This is a genomic window from Candidatus Tenderia electrophaga (assembly GCA_001447805.1).
In the GTDB taxonomy this organism is placed as follows: Bacteria; Pseudomonadota; Gammaproteobacteria; order Tenderiales; family Tenderiaceae; genus Tenderia; species Tenderia electrophaga.
On the sequence record CP013099.1, the window covers coordinates 2133266 to 2147351 of the forward strand.

Below are 14086 nucleotides of genomic sequence, written 5' to 3' on the forward strand. Positions count from 1 at the left end.
CAGTTGCCTCGTTCAGATGGTCACCGCGATTGTTATTTCTTGCCATCCAGGCGGCGCAAAAAGTCGGCCATGACCAAGTTGAATAACTCCTCACCCAGATAGCGGTCCTCGACACCCATATCCAGATTCGGATTGTCATTGACCTCGATCACGTAGACACCCCGATCACTTTGTTTGACGTCGACGCCGTAGAGCCCGTCGCCGATCAACCCCGCCGCCTTCACGGCGATCTCCACCACCGCGCGCGGCGCCTCGGCGACGGCCCAGGTCTTGGCGTCGCCTTCCTGAAAAGCGCCGCTGCTGCCGTGTTTGACGATCTGCCAGTGTTTGCGGTACATGAAATACTGGCAGGCGAAAATGGGTTTGCGATTGAGCACGCCGATACGCCAATCGTACTCGGTATAAAGATACTCCTGCGCCAGAATCAGTTCGGAACTCTCGAACAGGCGCTCAGCGATGGCATGGAACTCGTCACGGCTTTCGGCCTTGAACACCCCTTGCGAAAAGGCACTGTCCGGCACCTTCAGCACCATGGGATAGCCGATGCTCCGTTCGGTGGCCTCCAGATCGCGCCTGCCCAGAATGGCGCTCTTAGGCGTGGCGATATGGTTGGCGCGCAGCAATTCCGCCAGATACACCTTGTTGGTGCAGCGCAGTATGGAGGACGGATCGTCGATCACGACCATGCCCTCACTCTCGGCGCGTTTGGCGAAACGATAGGTATAGTGGCTGATGCGGGTGGTGTCGCGGATGAACAAGGCATCATATTCCGCCAACCGGGCGTAATCCTTGCGCTCGATCAGCTCGGCATTGATGCCCAGCTTGCGCGCGGCCTTGATAAAGGCCTTGAGGGCGCGCGGATTGGACGGCGGCAAAGGGTCCTTGGGATCGTGCAGAATGGCCAGGTCGTAACGACCGGGCAGCTTCTGCTTACGGGTACGCCAGCGTTTGGACAGATAGGCGCTGAGTGCGGCACTGAAGTAGGCCTTTTCCTCAGCTTTGAGCTTATGCAGGGCAAACGGCCGGATGGTGGTAATGCGCCATTTATCCAGGCTTTTGAAATTGATCTGCAACAAAGGATAAGGAAATATCTCGAACAGTTTGCGCGCCAGGCCGTTAAAGGCCGCGTCCTGACAAGCGCCGAACATGACGCGCAGTTCGAACTCGCCCACACCCTGGGTGACGTGTTGCTTCTTGAAGGCCTTTTCTACGTCTTCATCGAGGATCACAGCATCGAGGCTGTACAGCGCCTTGTCGCTGAGATCGAGCATGCTCTTCACCGAGGGGATGACACGGTGCCGACGCGCCTCGGCCAGCAGGGAACAATAATAACCGACCCTGGAATAACGGTAGTCCTTGCACAGGTTGATCACCTGCACGTTCTTGAGCGCGAAATACTCCGCCGAGGTCAAATACTCGTCAATATCCACCACCGGACATTCGATCTCGCTATAGGTCCAGCGTTTGACGTCTTCAACCACTATTATCTGGGTCACCATGGATGTATGTATTACCTCGTCTGTGTCATGGTGGATACAAGATCAACGCGGCGCGCTGACCACTCTTGCCGTACTGTGCCATACGCTCGAACTCCTTGTGTAGAATGGGCATGTTGACGCAATCGGTGACCGTCTTGCCCTTCTCCTCATCGATGTAGGGGTCATGAAAATAGATGTAACGGTCGTCGTGACCGGTGACCACCACCCAATGGGGAAACTTTTCCTTGTAAATACGATAGGAACTGATCAGGATCACCGGCACGGCACCGCTGTCCAGGGCCTCGATAATACCGACGAGCGTGAGGCGGTGATAACTGAGCTTGACGGGCAGGTGGCCGATCTCTTCCAGAAAATCCTCGTCCACCAAGCGGATCACCTCTTTTTTTTCCTCGCTGCGCACGGAATCGACGAACAAGGTCTCGCCTTCTTTGACGTAGATCTCGACGCGAAAGCCGCGGTGATGCGCCGCCAGCGCCAAACCGTAGGGACCGCAGCCGCCGTGACCGGAGGTCATATAGATGGTGGTGGATTCACGCCACAGCCGCAGTTCCAAATGGCGGCTCATCTCGGTGTGATCATCCAGGGCCTTCATGGCCATCATCAGCGCCGCCGGGCCGCAGGTAAAGTCCAGCGTCTGCTGATAATAGGGCACCGAGGTCATATTCGGCGGAATATTCTGCACCAGACGTTTTTCCAGCCGCACAGCGTCGGACAGATCATCGTAATACTGCATATAGCGGCCAAACTGTTGGTAGCCCATACTCTCGAACAACCTCAGCGAGGCCTTGTTATCCACCCGGATCTCCAGGCGCATATAAATGCAATCATGTGCCAGCGCGGCGTCTTCGGCGGCCGCCACCAGACGACGCCCGAGACCGCCCTGGCGCGCCTCTTGGGTCACGGCAATGGAATAGAGCCGCGCCAGCGAGGTGCCGCGATGGAACAACACCATGGCGTAACCCACCAGCCGCCCGTCCTGCTCCGCCACCAGGGTGTCGGCATGGCCCTTGGTGAGCATGTAACGGAAATTGCGGCGGCTGAGCCGATCGCTGTCGAAACAGACCTTTTCGATCTCGACCAGTTGGGGAATATCGCCAAGGGTGGCGGGGCGAATCATGGGCTAACTCCGGAAACGAGAAAGGGACGGCGGCGAATAATTAGCACAGTCCATAGCGCCACTCCAGGAAAATTTCGCTCATCTCCGGCACGGCATTCAGGCGGCGGGCGGCCAGACCCGGTGCATTAGGTTGTTCTTGCCCGACTTTTTGATCTGGTACATCAGGTCGTCCACCGCCTTGATCATATCCCGCGCGCTGTGCATGGGGCGGATAAAACTCACCGCCCCGATACTGAACGTGACCGGCCAGCCCCGCGCCGCCATGGCCGCCAAGCCCTGGCGGTTCAGTTTGTCGATCACCACGCCCGCCGCCGCCTTGTCGCTGAGCGGTAATAATACGGCGAATTCGTCACCTCCCAGCCGCGCCACCAGGTCACTGGCGCGGACATGCTGCTGCAGGCTATCCGCCACGGTTTCGAGCAGTTCATCGCCGCCGTCATGGCCGAAATGATCGTTGACATACTTGAAGCCATCCAGATCGATGTAAACGATTGTAAACGGCTCAAGCTGGCGCTCGAACCTGAGCCGCTCGCGCTCGACTTGTTCAACGAAAAAGCGTCGATTGGCCAGCCCCGTCAGGGCGTCGGTGTCGGCCAGGCTCTGCTCCTGCTCAAGGGTCTTGCGCACCGTCAACAGCAAGCGCAGGATGATGAGAAAAAAGCCGAGACGCGCCAGTGTATTCCAAACCGGGATCAGTTCATGACTGTATTGGTTGCCTTCGGCCAGATCGCACAACACCCACACCGCCGCCGACACCAAGGCCACCGTCAGCCCGACCCGCCCACCACCGTACCAACCGGCCAACATGATGGGCGCGGTATAGAACACGGCGAAGGAAAGCTCGGTGCCGCTGATGTAGTCCACCCCACCAAGCACCAGTACCAGGCCAAACCCGAGCGCCAACACGGTCGGCTTGGCCACAGACTCAAGACGTTTATGAAATACCTTCAGCATGCTAAACACATTCCCGCTGGCGTTCAACCAAGTCCACGACGGCACTGGAAAATTACACCCGGGGACGCCAAAATGGCAATGACGATCTCACGCCAGCGAGTTGCGCACTGTCCATGCCTTATTTTACTAAAACCTATCATCCGCCGGGGACGCCGCCCGGCACCCTGGTGGAACGTGCGGCCGGCGCAGCCGGCGCGTTGAGCATCCGCCTGGTCGATTACACCGATCAAGACTACCTGGATAAGGTGGTCGATCATGCCGATGAATGCCGTCCCTACCTGGAACGGGACAGTATCACCTGGATCCACTTTCAGGGCGCAATCCAGGCACAGGCACTGCGCAACATCGGCGAGCTGTTCGATTTGCATGCACTGGCCATGGAGGATGTCATGAACAGCGGGCAACGTCCCAAGGTGGATGAATACGAAGATCAGCTGTTCATCGTCATGGCCATGCTGGACGTTCAGGCGCCGCACATGAAGGTCGACCAGGTATCGGTTTTTATCGGTCCGAACTACATCATCAGTTTCCACAACGGCGTCCATGACCCCTTCGATCCGCTGCGCAAGCGGCTGAAAAAACGCAGCGGCCGGATTCGTTCACTCAAGGCCGATTATCTGCTCTATGGCATTATCGATCTGATCATCGACCACGGCTTTCCGGTATTGGAACGCTTCGGCGAGGAAATCGAGACCCTCGAAGACACATTGCTGGCGGCGCCGACCCGCTCCACCCTGGGCGACATTCACCGGTTGCGGCGCGAGCTGCTGTTGCTCAGGCGCATGCTGTGGCCGCACCGGGATATAATCAACTACCTGTCGCGCGGCGACAACGCCCTGATCGGCGCAGGCACCTTGATATATCTGCGCGACTGTTACGATCATTCGATCCAGATCATGGACCTGCTGGAAAACTACCGCGATATGGCCGCCAGCATGCACGATGTCTATCTCTCTTCGGCCAGTTATCGACTCAATGACGTCATGCGCGTACTGACCATCATCGCCACCATCTTTATTCCCCTGACCTTCATCGCTGGTATCTACGGCATGAACTTCGAAAACCCGGACAGCCCCTGGGCCATGCCCGAGCTGGGCTGGTACTACGGCTACCCGCTGGTACTGGGCGGCATGCTGCTGATCGTATTCGGCATGTTGTTTTATTTTCGCCGCAAGGCCTGGCTCTGATTGACCGAATCTGTCAGTTTATTGCTATTATCCGTTGCCATAAGGAGAAGGTATGGATCCGGATACATCACAAGCACCACACTGGTGGGGCGAATACACCATCGCCGATACCAAAGGCCTACGCTGCCATATCGGGCCATTAGACCTGCTGCTACGCAACCTGCATGAGGAATGGCAAATCGCCTACGATCGCAGCTCAGGCGACGAGGATAAACACAGCGTCTGCCAAATCAGCGAATCGGATCTGAGTCTCGAACATTTCACCAACCATTCGCGTTACATCCTGCACGATGACTCGGGCAAAGTGTATATCAACCCGCGCTTGGCGGACCGGCCCATCGTATCCCGCCCCTGGTCGCCATTTCACCTCAGCGCGGGTCAGGAAACCACACTTTACGTCAGCTCGCCCCTGTGGATCGAAATCACGGTGGGGCACCAACGCCGCACGCTGGAGGAGATCGCCATCCTGCGGCCGTCTGATACTTGGTTCGGCGCCTCCACGCAAGAGGGTGAGCTTTGCTACGCCTCGCGCACCAGTTGCCGTCTGCGCCTCGATGAATTGCCCTGGCGCCCGCATCGCGCCCTTACGCCGGTGGTCATCCGTAATCGCGCCGACACCACATTATTACTGGAACGGCTCAGCCTGCCCGTGCCCCTGTTACCCCTGTTCGCCGCGCCGGACGGACGCCTGTGGACCCCGCGCGTCACCCTGACCCGCAGCGATGACGGCGACATGGCGGCGCTCAAGATCGACAAAGAGGCACCGGTGGAAGTCGACGCGGCGACGCTCATCCACACCCCCCGCACCAACGCCGGCACGGGCACCCTGGTGCGCGCCTTCAATGCCCTGTTTAGCTAAGACCGGAAGATCCGCCCGCATGCAGAGAACGCAATCATGACCGAGTTCTGGAACGAAATCACCACCTATCTCAGCAGCGAAAAGCTCTGGCTCGTGGTGCGCGCCACCATCCTGCTCATTATCGGTCTGGCGGTCGCCAAACTGGTCAGCAGTACCCTGGCCCGAGTCAGTCATAAAAAACTCGATAGCCATCGGGTGATGCTGCTGCGGCGCGGTAGTTATTATCTTATTTTGGGCCTGTTTGCAGTCTCGGCCCTGCACGAACTGGGGTTCAACCTGAGTGTGCTGCTGGGCGCCGCGGGGATACTCACGGTCGCCATCGGCTTTGCCTCACAGACCTCCGCATCCAATCTTATCAGTGGCCTGTTCCTGGTGGCGGAACGCCCCTTTACGGTGGGCGATATTATCCGTGTCGGCACCACCTCGGGGGAGGTGCTGTCCATCGACCTGCTGTCGGTCAAACTGCGCACATTCGATAATCTGTTCGTGCGTATCCCCAACGAGTCCCTGATCAAGTCCGAGGTCACCACCTTGACCCGCTTTCCCATCCGCCGGATCGATGTGGCGGTCGGCGTGGCCTACAAGGAGGACATCAACCAAGTCCGCGAGTTGCTGGAGGCGGTGGCGGATAAAAACCCGCTCTGTCTCGAGGAACCCAAACCGCTGTATATCTTTCAGGGCTTTGGCGAATCCTCACTCAACCTGCAATTTTCGGTCTGGGCCAAACGGGAAAATTTCCTGGAGCTCAAGAACCTCATACACCAAGAGATCAAAGAGGCCTTTGATGCCCACGGTATCGAGATCCCCTTCCCCCATCGCACCCTGTATACGGGCAGTGTCACCACACCCTTTCCGCTCAGGATGAGCAGCAGCGATTCGGCACAGGCCGACCAGGATAGGGCTTGAGCGGGCCTTAACCCGCCAGCGCGGACATTGCGAAATCTCAAAAAAACCGGTCACCAGATGTGCTAGGGTTTTAGGCATGTTGTCTCATCGCACCCTTCAAGAACAATCAAGGTGACTCACAAGATGGCAGAAGCTTCCGACTCGACCCCGTTGATGTTAAAGGCGCTCTATCCCCGCTCGCTCAAATACCTGACCGACAATCTGCAGGCCTTGGTGCGTGGGCGCCTGTGGCTAAAGGTGATCATCGTCAAACAGGCGGCCTTGCGCACCACCACCGGCGAGGATGTACTCACCGAGGCGCAATTGAGCGGGGCGCATAAGACCGAAGTCGGTCAAGCCTAAGGGCGGGCGTCCCGATGCAGGAGGCGGTCTCCACGCTCTACCACGCCGTGCGCCTAAAGGTGGTCGCCAAGTATCTCGGTCAATTGGCACTGATGCTGGCACTGCTGACCCTGGTGCCCCTGCTGGTGTCCCTGTTCTACGGCGAACACTTCTACAGTCTACGCTACGCCGGCGTGATCCTAGCCCTGCTGGTGCTGGGCATCCCCGGGCTCAAGTTGGCCGAACCGAGCGACATTCACACCAACGAGGCCCTGGTCATCACCGCCCTGGCCTTTGTGCTGTCGCCCCTGCTGATCAGTTGGCCCATGATGGCGGCCGGCCTGCCCTTTATCGATGCCTGGTTCGAGGCGGTCTCGGGCATTACCACCACCGGGCTCACGACGGTGCAGGCCTTCAGCGACAAACCCATGACCTTCCTCTTCGCCCGCGCCTGGATACAATGGTATGGCGGCCTGGGTATCGTCATCCTGTCGGTGGCCCTGTTGATGGGTCACCATAATGCCATGAAACGCCTGCTCGGTCCCGAAGGCGGTCAGAGCATGATCACCACCACACGCCACTATGCGCGCCGCGTGTTGGTAGTCTATGTCCTCCTTAGCCTAGTGGGCGTGATCGTGGTCTGGTTGCTGCTCCAGGATGGTTTCCTGGCTATCACCCACGTCATGACCGCCATCTCCACCGCCGGCTATTCACCACTGGACAACAGCCTGGCCGGTATCGACGACTGGGGCGCCCGGGCGGCGATCATGGTACTGTGCTTCTGCGGCGCCGTGCCCTTCGTGCTCTACTATCGACTGTTTAAGGGCAACTGGCGCGGTGTGGTCTTCGACAGTGAATTCCAGCTCCTGCTGCTGCTCACCCTGGTGGTCAGCGCAGCATTGAGCCTCATCCTGGCCCAACAGTTCGAGTTCAGCTATCGCGAGGCGCTGGGGCACGGTTTCCTGCTCGGCACGTCGACCCAGACCAGCACCGGTTTCAGTTCACTCGATGTCGGCGAACTGGACCCCTTGGCCAAGGGCATATTGATCATCGCCATGTTCATCGGCGGAGACATGGGCTCCACGGCCGGCGGCATCAAGATCCTCAGGCTGTTGATCCTGGCGCGTCTGATCCAACTCATCATCCAGCGCTATACCCTGCCCGCCCACGCCGTGATCCAGCCGCGCCTCGACAATCGCAACCTGGAGCACGATGAGATCCATCAGGCCCTGGTGCTGATCCTGCTATTTATCATGGTGAATGTGCTCTCCTGGCTTGTCTTCCTGGCCTATGGGTACCCACCGTTGGATGCCCTTTTCGAGGTCGTTTCGGCCACCGGCACGGTGGGGCTGTCCACCGGCATCACCCATCCCGACCTGGAACCCAGCTTGAAAATGGTGCTGATCTTGGACATGCTGCTGGGGCGACTGGAAATCATCGCCCTGCTCATCGTATTGTATTACCGTACCTGGATTGGAAAGAGGATGGCCTAATCATGCGCGCCGTATTCGTGGGAGCCTCATCGTTTGCCCTTATGACCGCCAATCTGCTGCTCAAGCGCGGTCACGAGGTGGTGATTATCGAAAAGGACAAGGAATGCATTGCCGAGCTGAGCGAGACGCTGGACTGCGGTTTTCTCCACGGGGACGGCAGCAAACCGGCCCTGCAGAAAGAGGCCGACCCGGACAGCACAGAGATCTTGTTCTGCCTCACCGGCGATGATCGTACCAACATCCTGGCCAGCCTGGTGGGACATTCACTGGGATTTAAACGGGTCGTAACCCGCATCGAAGACCGCGAGCTCGAGCATATCTGCCTGGAGCTGGGGCTGGAAGACACCATTATCCCGGCCCGCACTATCGGCCGTTTTCTCGCCGACATGTTCGAGGGCCAGGACCTGCTGGAACTCTCCACCATGATCCGCGACGAGGCTCGGGTCTTCTCATTCGTGTTGCCGGAGGACTTCGAAGGCGGCGTCGAGGCCTTGGAGTTGCCCGCAGACGCCCGCCTGGTCTGTATCTATCGTCAGGACAAGCTCATCATCGCCAAGGACGATATGGACCTGCAGGCCGATGACGAGGTGGTCATTCTCGCGCACCGCGACTGTTTGCCGAGCTTGCAGGAGCAATGGAACAGTTAGACAGGTGTCGGGATATTTTACACATCCACCTGTACAACCCCGACACGAACACCCTAATTCATTAATTCTGAAGCCCCTGCCTGCAGTTGGCCCGGGATTTGCAATAAATTTTGTGCAGTTAAGTTGAATTTATCGTTATCGGATGTTTAGTCATTGTCGCGCTTGGGGGTCATGTGCAACACGGAGTGTGCCGCAGGAAGGGGGATCGTCGCCGCAGCCACCAACCCTTTCACCTCTATAGCCTCGTCGGCCGGCGCCGCAACCATCGCCGCGCCGAACAGACCGCCAATGCCTGGCTGGATCATCACCCCTCCGTCTATCTCGTCGTCACCCTGGCCATCCTGGGCCTGTGTTTTGCCGATGCCTTTAATACCCTGCAATTGCTCCAAAATGGTGCCCAGGAACTCAACCCACTGATGGATGTGTTGATCCGATCCGATATTCGCCTCTTTGTCACGGCCAAATTCGCACTGACCGGCCTGGGCCTGTTATTGCTGGTGGGTTATCGCAACAGCACATTTATCAAATGGCTCAAGGCCCAGCATATCCTGTATAGCGTACTCGCCTTGTATGTCACCTTGATCCTATATCAATCGGTATTGATTCCGGATCATTTGTTAGGCCTGGTATTGCCCATCTGACGATGGTCGCACCATACGAGTCTGTCTACAAACGCTTGGCCACCAGCGTCGGCACCTTATCGCTGCGGGTCTCAAGCTTTACATAGCTCAACAGACGCACGCTGCCCTCCTGATGCAGGGTCTCGTGGACCAGCTTGACGGCGGCGAGGATTTCATCCAGCTCGCCTTCGATGTTGGTGCCGGAGGCATGGGTTTCAAGGATAAGATCACGATCATGCAGCAGCTGGACCGCGCGCCGGACCTCCTCCCGGACCGACACCTCGCTACCCAGCGGAATGACCTGTAGTTCGGCAGTGGCTTTCATAACGGCTCCTCCCTCGATCCTTATAATGGCGGTGCCCATCACTATAGCCGATTCCGGGCCTGAGACATTACACCACCGCAATGGGGAAACAGAAAAAGGCCGGGGAGTACCCGGCCTTTTCTCTATACTTTACCTGGCGGAGAAGGGTGAGCAAGGTTTCTATCAAAGCCAACGGTTTGGCTTTGATCCTTGCGAACGCCCGAGCCTCTGGCGCGGGCTGGATGGTCACCGACTGAACCGCCAAATGAAAAAAGCCAGCTGTTTAAGCTGGCTTTTGAGTCTGGCGGAGAAGGAGGGATTCGAACCCTCGATACGCTATTAACGTATACACACTTTCCAGGCGTGCTCCTTCAACCACTCGGACACTTCTCCTTTAAGGCGCGCAATAGTACCCCATCTCTTTTGTTGACGCAATTGGCCATACTCATTTTCGCTGCGCTAATTGATTGGAATCACTGCAAAATTCCTTGAGTGGACCGATATATGTAATATGGAACCCTGCTCTATGTATGTCAGTCCCAACTAACAGCCATTAGCCAGGAAGGATGTCGGGCCATGATTCATAACACACCCCCCTCTACCCTCTCGTCCAGCCGCGCGGCGATCAACCAGGCCTATCTGATGGACGAGGATGCCCACCTCAACACCCTGCTGGCAGCCCTGCATCTGGACCAGGATCAGCAGGCCCGCATCGAGGACATCGCCCGGGAACTGGTGGTGGAGCTGCGCCGGGTCAAGACCAGCAAGGGCGGCATCAGCGCCTTGTTGCAGGAGTACGACCTGAGCTCACAGGAAGGGGTAATGCTGATGTGCCTGGCCGAGGCGCTGCTGCGCGTCCCGGATTCCGAAACCGCCGACCGGCTGATCCGCGACAAACTGTCCCAGGCCGAGTGGGACACCCACCTGGGCAAGAGTCATTCCGTGTTCGTCAACGCCTCCACCTGGGGGCTGTTGCTGACCGGCCACATCGTCCAGCTGGCGCCCGAGATGGTGCACGAAAGCAGCTCGTTTTTTTCGCGCCTGGTGAGCCGCAGCGGCGAACCGGTAATCCGCATGGCCATCAAGCGGGCCATGAAGATCATCGGTCAGCAATTCATCATGGGGACCAGTATCGACCAGGCCATTCAGCGGAGTCAGGCAAGCGACAACCGGCTGTTCCGCTACTCATTTGATATGTTGGGCGAGGCGGCCCTGACCGCGGCCGACGCGCAGACATATTTCGATGCCTACCTCAACGCCATCCACACCCTGGGCGAGCACGCCGCTAAAAGCCACGATGCGCTGTTCGCCAATCCCGGCATTTCGGTAAAACTATCGGCCCTGCATCCGCGCTATGAATACACCCAGCGCGAGCGCGTGGTAAAGGAACTGCCGCCGCGTCTGCTGCAACTGGCCCGGGCGGCCAAGCAGGCCAATATCAACCTGACCGTGGACGCGGAAGAGGCGGATCGCCTCGAGCTGTCCCTGGATATTTTTGAACAAGTCGTGTTGGATGAGTCGCTCACGGCCTGGGACGGTTTCGGCCTGGCACTGCAGGCCTATCAAAAGCGTGCCGTCTTCGTCATCGACTGGCTCGCCGAACTCAGTCACCGCAGCGCTCATCGCATCCCCATTCGTCTTGTCAAAGGCGCCTACTGGGACACGGAGATCAAGCGCGCCCAGGAGCAGGGCCTGCCCGACTACCCCGTGTTCAGCCGCAAGTGCTCCACCGACACCGCCTACCTGGCCTGCGCCCAGCGCATTCTGAATTGCGGCAGCGCCTTTTATCCCCAGTTCGCCACCCACAATGCCCATACCCTGGCCAGCATCGTGGTGATGGCCGGCGACCGGGATTACGAATTCCAGCGCCTGCACGGCATGGGCGAAGGCCTGTACCGCATGGCCATCGAACAGCAACAGCTGACCCGTTACTGCCGCGTCTATGCCCCGGTGGGCAGCCACGAAGAACTGCTGCCCTACCTGGTGCGGCGGCTGTTGGAAAACGGCGCCAACACCTCCTTTGTCAATCAGATCGTCGACGCGCACACGCCGGTGGAACAAATCATCGCCAACCCCATTCATGAGACTGAGGTACTGCAGCAGAAACGCCATCCGCGTATCCCCCTGCCGCGCGACATCTATGCGCCGCAGCGTTTCAATTCCGGCGGGATCAACCTCAGCGACCCTGAGGCCCTGGCCGAACTGGATCAAGGTCTGGAAGACGCTATGTGTAAATCCTGGATCGCCGCACCCATCGTCGGCGGTCAGACCCTTGCGGGGAAACACCGCACCGTGAGCAGCCCCGCCAATCGCGAGCACACCATCGGCGAAGTACATCTGGCCGATCACGAGGCGGTGCAGCAGGCCTTGAGCCTGGCCCATGCCCACGCCACCGACTGGAACCATACCGCGGCGGAACAGCGCGCCGAGATCCTGGACCAGGTGGCCAACATGCTGGAGCGCAATCGCTACGAACTCATGGCCCTGGCCATACGCGAAGGCGGCCGTACACTCCGCGACGCGCTGAGCGAGGTGCGCGAGGCCATCGACTTTTGTCGTTACTACGCCGCCCGCGCGCGCGCGGATTTCGCCCAAGCGATCGAATTGCCGGGCGTCACCGGCGAACGCAACGAGCTGCGCTTAAGCGGCCGCGGCGCGTTCGTCTGCATCAGCCCGTGGAATTTCCCCGTCGCCATTTTCACCGGCCAGATCGCCGCCGCCCTGGCGGCGGGCAACAGCGTCATCGCCAAGCCGGCCGGGGCGACTTCATTGACCGGGGCGAAAATCATCAGTTTTATGCACCAGGCCGGGGTGCCGACCGAGGTGCTGCACTTCCTGCCCGGCGGCGGCGCCGAGATCGGCATGGCGCTGGTGCGCGACCCGCGCACCGCCGGCGTCGCCTTTACCGGCTCTACCGATACCGCGCGGCAGATCAACCAGGCCCTGGCGCAGCGCGACATCATCATCCCTTTCATCGCCGAGACCGGCGGCCAGAACGCCATGATCGTGGACAGCTCGGCACTGCCGGAGCAGGTGGTGGCCGACGCGCTCGAGTCCGCCTTCGACAGTGCCGGTCAACGCTGCTCGGCGCTGCGGGTGTTGTTCGTGCAAGAGGACGTGGCGCCGCGCATACTGGAACTGCTGAGCGGCGCCATGGAGGAACTGGTCATCGGCGATCCGGCACTGATCAATACCGACGTCGGCCCGGTGATCAACGACAAGGCCAAGGCGGGCCTGCAGCAGCATGTGGAACGTATGCGTCAGGAGGCGAACTTGGTCAAGACCGTGCCCCTGCCCGCGCATTGCAACAACGGCTCGTTTTTTGCGCCGCACGCCTTCGAGATCGACACCCTGGATCAACTCAGCCACGAAGTATTCGGCCCGGTGCTGCACATCATTCGCTATCCGGCCAATCAACTGCATAACGTCGTCGAGGCCATCAATAATACCCGCTACGGCCTGACCCTGGGCATTCACAGCCGCATCGACGCCACGGCGCAGTATATCGCCCGCCACGCGCGTTGCGGCAATACCTATGTCAATCGCAATATGATCGGTGCCGTAGTGGGCACCCAGCCCTTCGGCGGCGAGGGATTATCGGGCACCGGCCCCAAGGCCGGCGGACCCCATTATCTGCACCGCTTTGCCAGCGAACGGGTGTTGACCATCAACACCACCGCGGTGGGGGGCAATGCCAGCCTGCTGTCCATTGGCGAAGACGATGAATCCTAGGGCAGATGCTCGCCCAGCGGCGCTTCGATAAACTCCAGAGCATTGCCGTCCAGGTCGCGGCAAAACAAGGCCTTGCGACCGGATTTGCTGCGCGTATAGACGGCGCCGGCGTCATCCAGGCGCTGACACAAGGCTTCAAGGTCTGCCACTGCGAAGGCGATGTGCCGATCACGGCCGCCATGCTCGGGGCGTCCCGTCACCGGATCGGGGTTGGGCACTTGCATCAAATGCAGCTGCTGCTGACCCACGTCGAACCAGACGCCGGGATATCCCAGATCGGGCCGATCCGGATTAAGCGTCAAACCAAGCACTTGACAATAAAACTTCACCGACTTGTCTACGTCGGCCACAATTACCGTGGCATGCAAAATCGATTGTATGTTGGACATAAGGCACCTGTTGGACTGATTACTTTCCCCGCTCAACATTGTAGAGTAAAGCGACAAT

Annotated in this window: 13 protein-coding genes and 1 tRNA gene; 8 read left to right on the forward strand and 6 right to left on the reverse strand. The window is 59.0% G+C overall.

The window, feature by feature from the left end; translation table 11 throughout:
• Positions 1–32: 32 nt before the first annotated feature.
• The 3 genes from Tel_09815 to Tel_09825 all read right to left on the reverse strand — a co-directional run bounded on the left by Tel_09815 (position 33) and on the right by Tel_09825 (position 3570).
• Positions 33–1499 (reverse strand): carboxylate--amine ligase, encoded by a 1467-nt coding sequence (locus Tel_09815; protein ID ALP53421.1) that lies wholly within the window; start codon positions 1497–1499, stop codon positions 33–35.
• Between the two features lie 25 nt (positions 1500–1524).
• Positions 1525–2616: a ribosomal-protein-alanine acetyltransferase gene (locus Tel_09820; protein ALP53422.1), complete on the reverse strand. Its 1092-nt coding sequence runs from the start codon at positions 2614–2616 to the stop codon at positions 1525–1527.
• A 96-nt stretch (positions 2617–2712) separates the two neighbouring features.
• Positions 2713–3570 carry a hypothetical protein gene (locus Tel_09825; protein ID ALP53423.1) on the reverse strand — a complete coding sequence of 286 codons (858 nt, stop codon included), beginning with the start codon at positions 3568–3570 and terminating at the stop codon, positions 2713–2715.
• Positions 3571–3683: 113 nt separating this feature from the next.
• Between Tel_09825 and Tel_09830 the strand changes: the two genes are divergently transcribed.
• From Tel_09830 to Tel_09860, 7 genes are all read left to right on the forward strand, one after another.
• A complete protein-coding gene (locus tag Tel_09830) occupies positions 3684–4757 on the forward strand; it encodes a magnesium transporter (protein ID ALP53424.1) in 1074 nt (357 codons plus the stop codon).
• A 52-nt stretch (positions 4758–4809) separates the two neighbouring features.
• Positions 4810–5616, forward strand: a complete 807-nt coding sequence (locus tag Tel_09835) for a hypothetical protein (GenBank protein ID ALP53425.1) — start codon at positions 4810–4812, stop codon at positions 5614–5616.
• Between the two features lie 36 nt (positions 5617–5652).
• Entirely contained in the window at positions 5653–6522 is an 870-nt protein-coding gene (locus tag Tel_09840; protein ALP53426.1) for a mechanosensitive ion channel protein, read from the forward strand.
• A gap of 153 nt (positions 6523–6675) precedes the next feature.
• Complete coding sequence (locus tag Tel_09845) at positions 6676–6864, forward strand: hypothetical protein (GenBank protein ALP53427.1); 189 nt, start codon at positions 6676–6678, stop codon at positions 6862–6864.
• Between the two features lie 92 nt (positions 6865–6956).
• A complete protein-coding gene (locus tag Tel_09850) occupies positions 6957–8336 on the forward strand; it encodes a hypothetical protein (protein ID ALP54815.1) in 1380 nt (459 codons plus the stop codon).
• Between the two features lie 2 nt (positions 8337–8338).
• On the forward strand, positions 8339–8983 hold the full coding sequence (locus tag Tel_09855; protein ID ALP53428.1) for a potassium transporter: 645 nt from the start codon (positions 8339–8341) through the stop codon (positions 8981–8983).
• A gap of 185 nt (positions 8984–9168) precedes the next feature.
• The gene (locus Tel_09860; GenBank protein ALP53429.1) at positions 9169–9624 is read left to right on the forward strand and encodes a hypothetical protein; all 456 of its coding nucleotides are present in this window, start codon (positions 9169–9171) and stop codon (positions 9622–9624) included.
• Positions 9625–9649: 25 nt separating this feature from the next.
• Here Tel_09860 and Tel_09865 read toward each other — a convergent pair whose 3' ends face one another.
• On the reverse strand, positions 9650–9928 hold the full coding sequence (locus Tel_09865; GenBank protein ALP53430.1) for a hypothetical protein: 279 nt from the start codon (positions 9926–9928) through the stop codon (positions 9650–9652).
• A gap of 281 nt (positions 9929–10209) precedes the next feature.
• Positions 10210–10300 (reverse strand) — tRNA-Ser (locus Tel_09870).
• Positions 10301–10483: 183 nt separating this feature from the next.
• Here Tel_09870 and Tel_09875 point away from each other — a divergent pair.
• Positions 10484–13639: an integrase gene (locus tag Tel_09875; GenBank protein ID ALP53431.1), complete on the forward strand. Its 3156-nt coding sequence runs from the start codon at positions 10484–10486 to the stop codon at positions 13637–13639.
• Here the strand turns inward: Tel_09875 and Tel_09880 are convergent.
• A complete protein-coding gene (locus Tel_09880) occupies positions 13636–14028 on the reverse strand; it encodes a glyoxalase (protein ID ALP53432.1) in 393 nt (130 codons plus the stop codon). The two genes, Tel_09875 and Tel_09880, sit on opposite strands and share 4 nt — an antisense overlap.
• Between the last annotated feature and the right edge of the window lie 58 nt (positions 14029–14086).

What these genes read in the sequence shown, in the direction of transcription:
- Tel_09815 (ALP53421.1), bottom strand. Translation starts at nt 1,499, where the DNA reads ATGGTGACCCAGATAATAGTGGTTGAAGACGTCAAACGCTGGACCTAT.
- Tel_09850 (ALP54815.1), top strand. Translation starts at nt 6,957, where the DNA reads ATGCTGGCACTGCTGACCCTGGTGCCCCTGCTGGTGTCCCTGTTCTAC.
- Tel_09855 (ALP53428.1), top strand. Translation starts at nt 8,339, where the DNA reads ATGCGCGCCGTATTCGTGGGAGCCTCATCGTTTGCCCTTATGACCGCC.
- Tel_09845 (ALP53427.1), top strand. Translation starts at nt 6,676, where the DNA reads ATGTTAAAGGCGCTCTATCCCCGCTCGCTCAAATACCTGACCGACAAT.
- Tel_09830 (ALP53424.1), top strand. Translation starts at nt 3,684, where the DNA reads ATGCCTTATTTTACTAAAACCTATCATCCGCCGGGGACGCCGCCCGGC.
- Tel_09865 (ALP53430.1), bottom strand. Translation starts at nt 9,928, where the DNA reads ATGAAAGCCACTGCCGAACTACAGGTCATTCCGCTGGGTAGCGAGGTG.
- Tel_09835 (ALP53425.1), top strand. Translation starts at nt 4,810, where the DNA reads ATGGATCCGGATACATCACAAGCACCACACTGGTGGGGCGAATACACC.
- Tel_09880 (ALP53432.1), bottom strand. Translation starts at nt 14,028, where the DNA reads ATGTCCAACATACAATCGATTTTGCATGCCACGGTAATTGTGGCCGAC.
- Tel_09840 (ALP53426.1), top strand. Translation starts at nt 5,653, where the DNA reads ATGACCGAGTTCTGGAACGAAATCACCACCTATCTCAGCAGCGAAAAG.
- Tel_09825 (ALP53423.1), bottom strand. Translation starts at nt 3,570, where the DNA reads ATGCTGAAGGTATTTCATAAACGTCTTGAGTCTGTGGCCAAGCCGACC.
- Tel_09820 (ALP53422.1), bottom strand. Translation starts at nt 2,616, where the DNA reads ATGATTCGCCCCGCCACCCTTGGCGATATTCCCCAACTGGTCGAGATC.
- Tel_09875 (ALP53431.1), top strand. Translation starts at nt 10,484, where the DNA reads ATGATTCATAACACACCCCCCTCTACCCTCTCGTCCAGCCGCGCGGCG.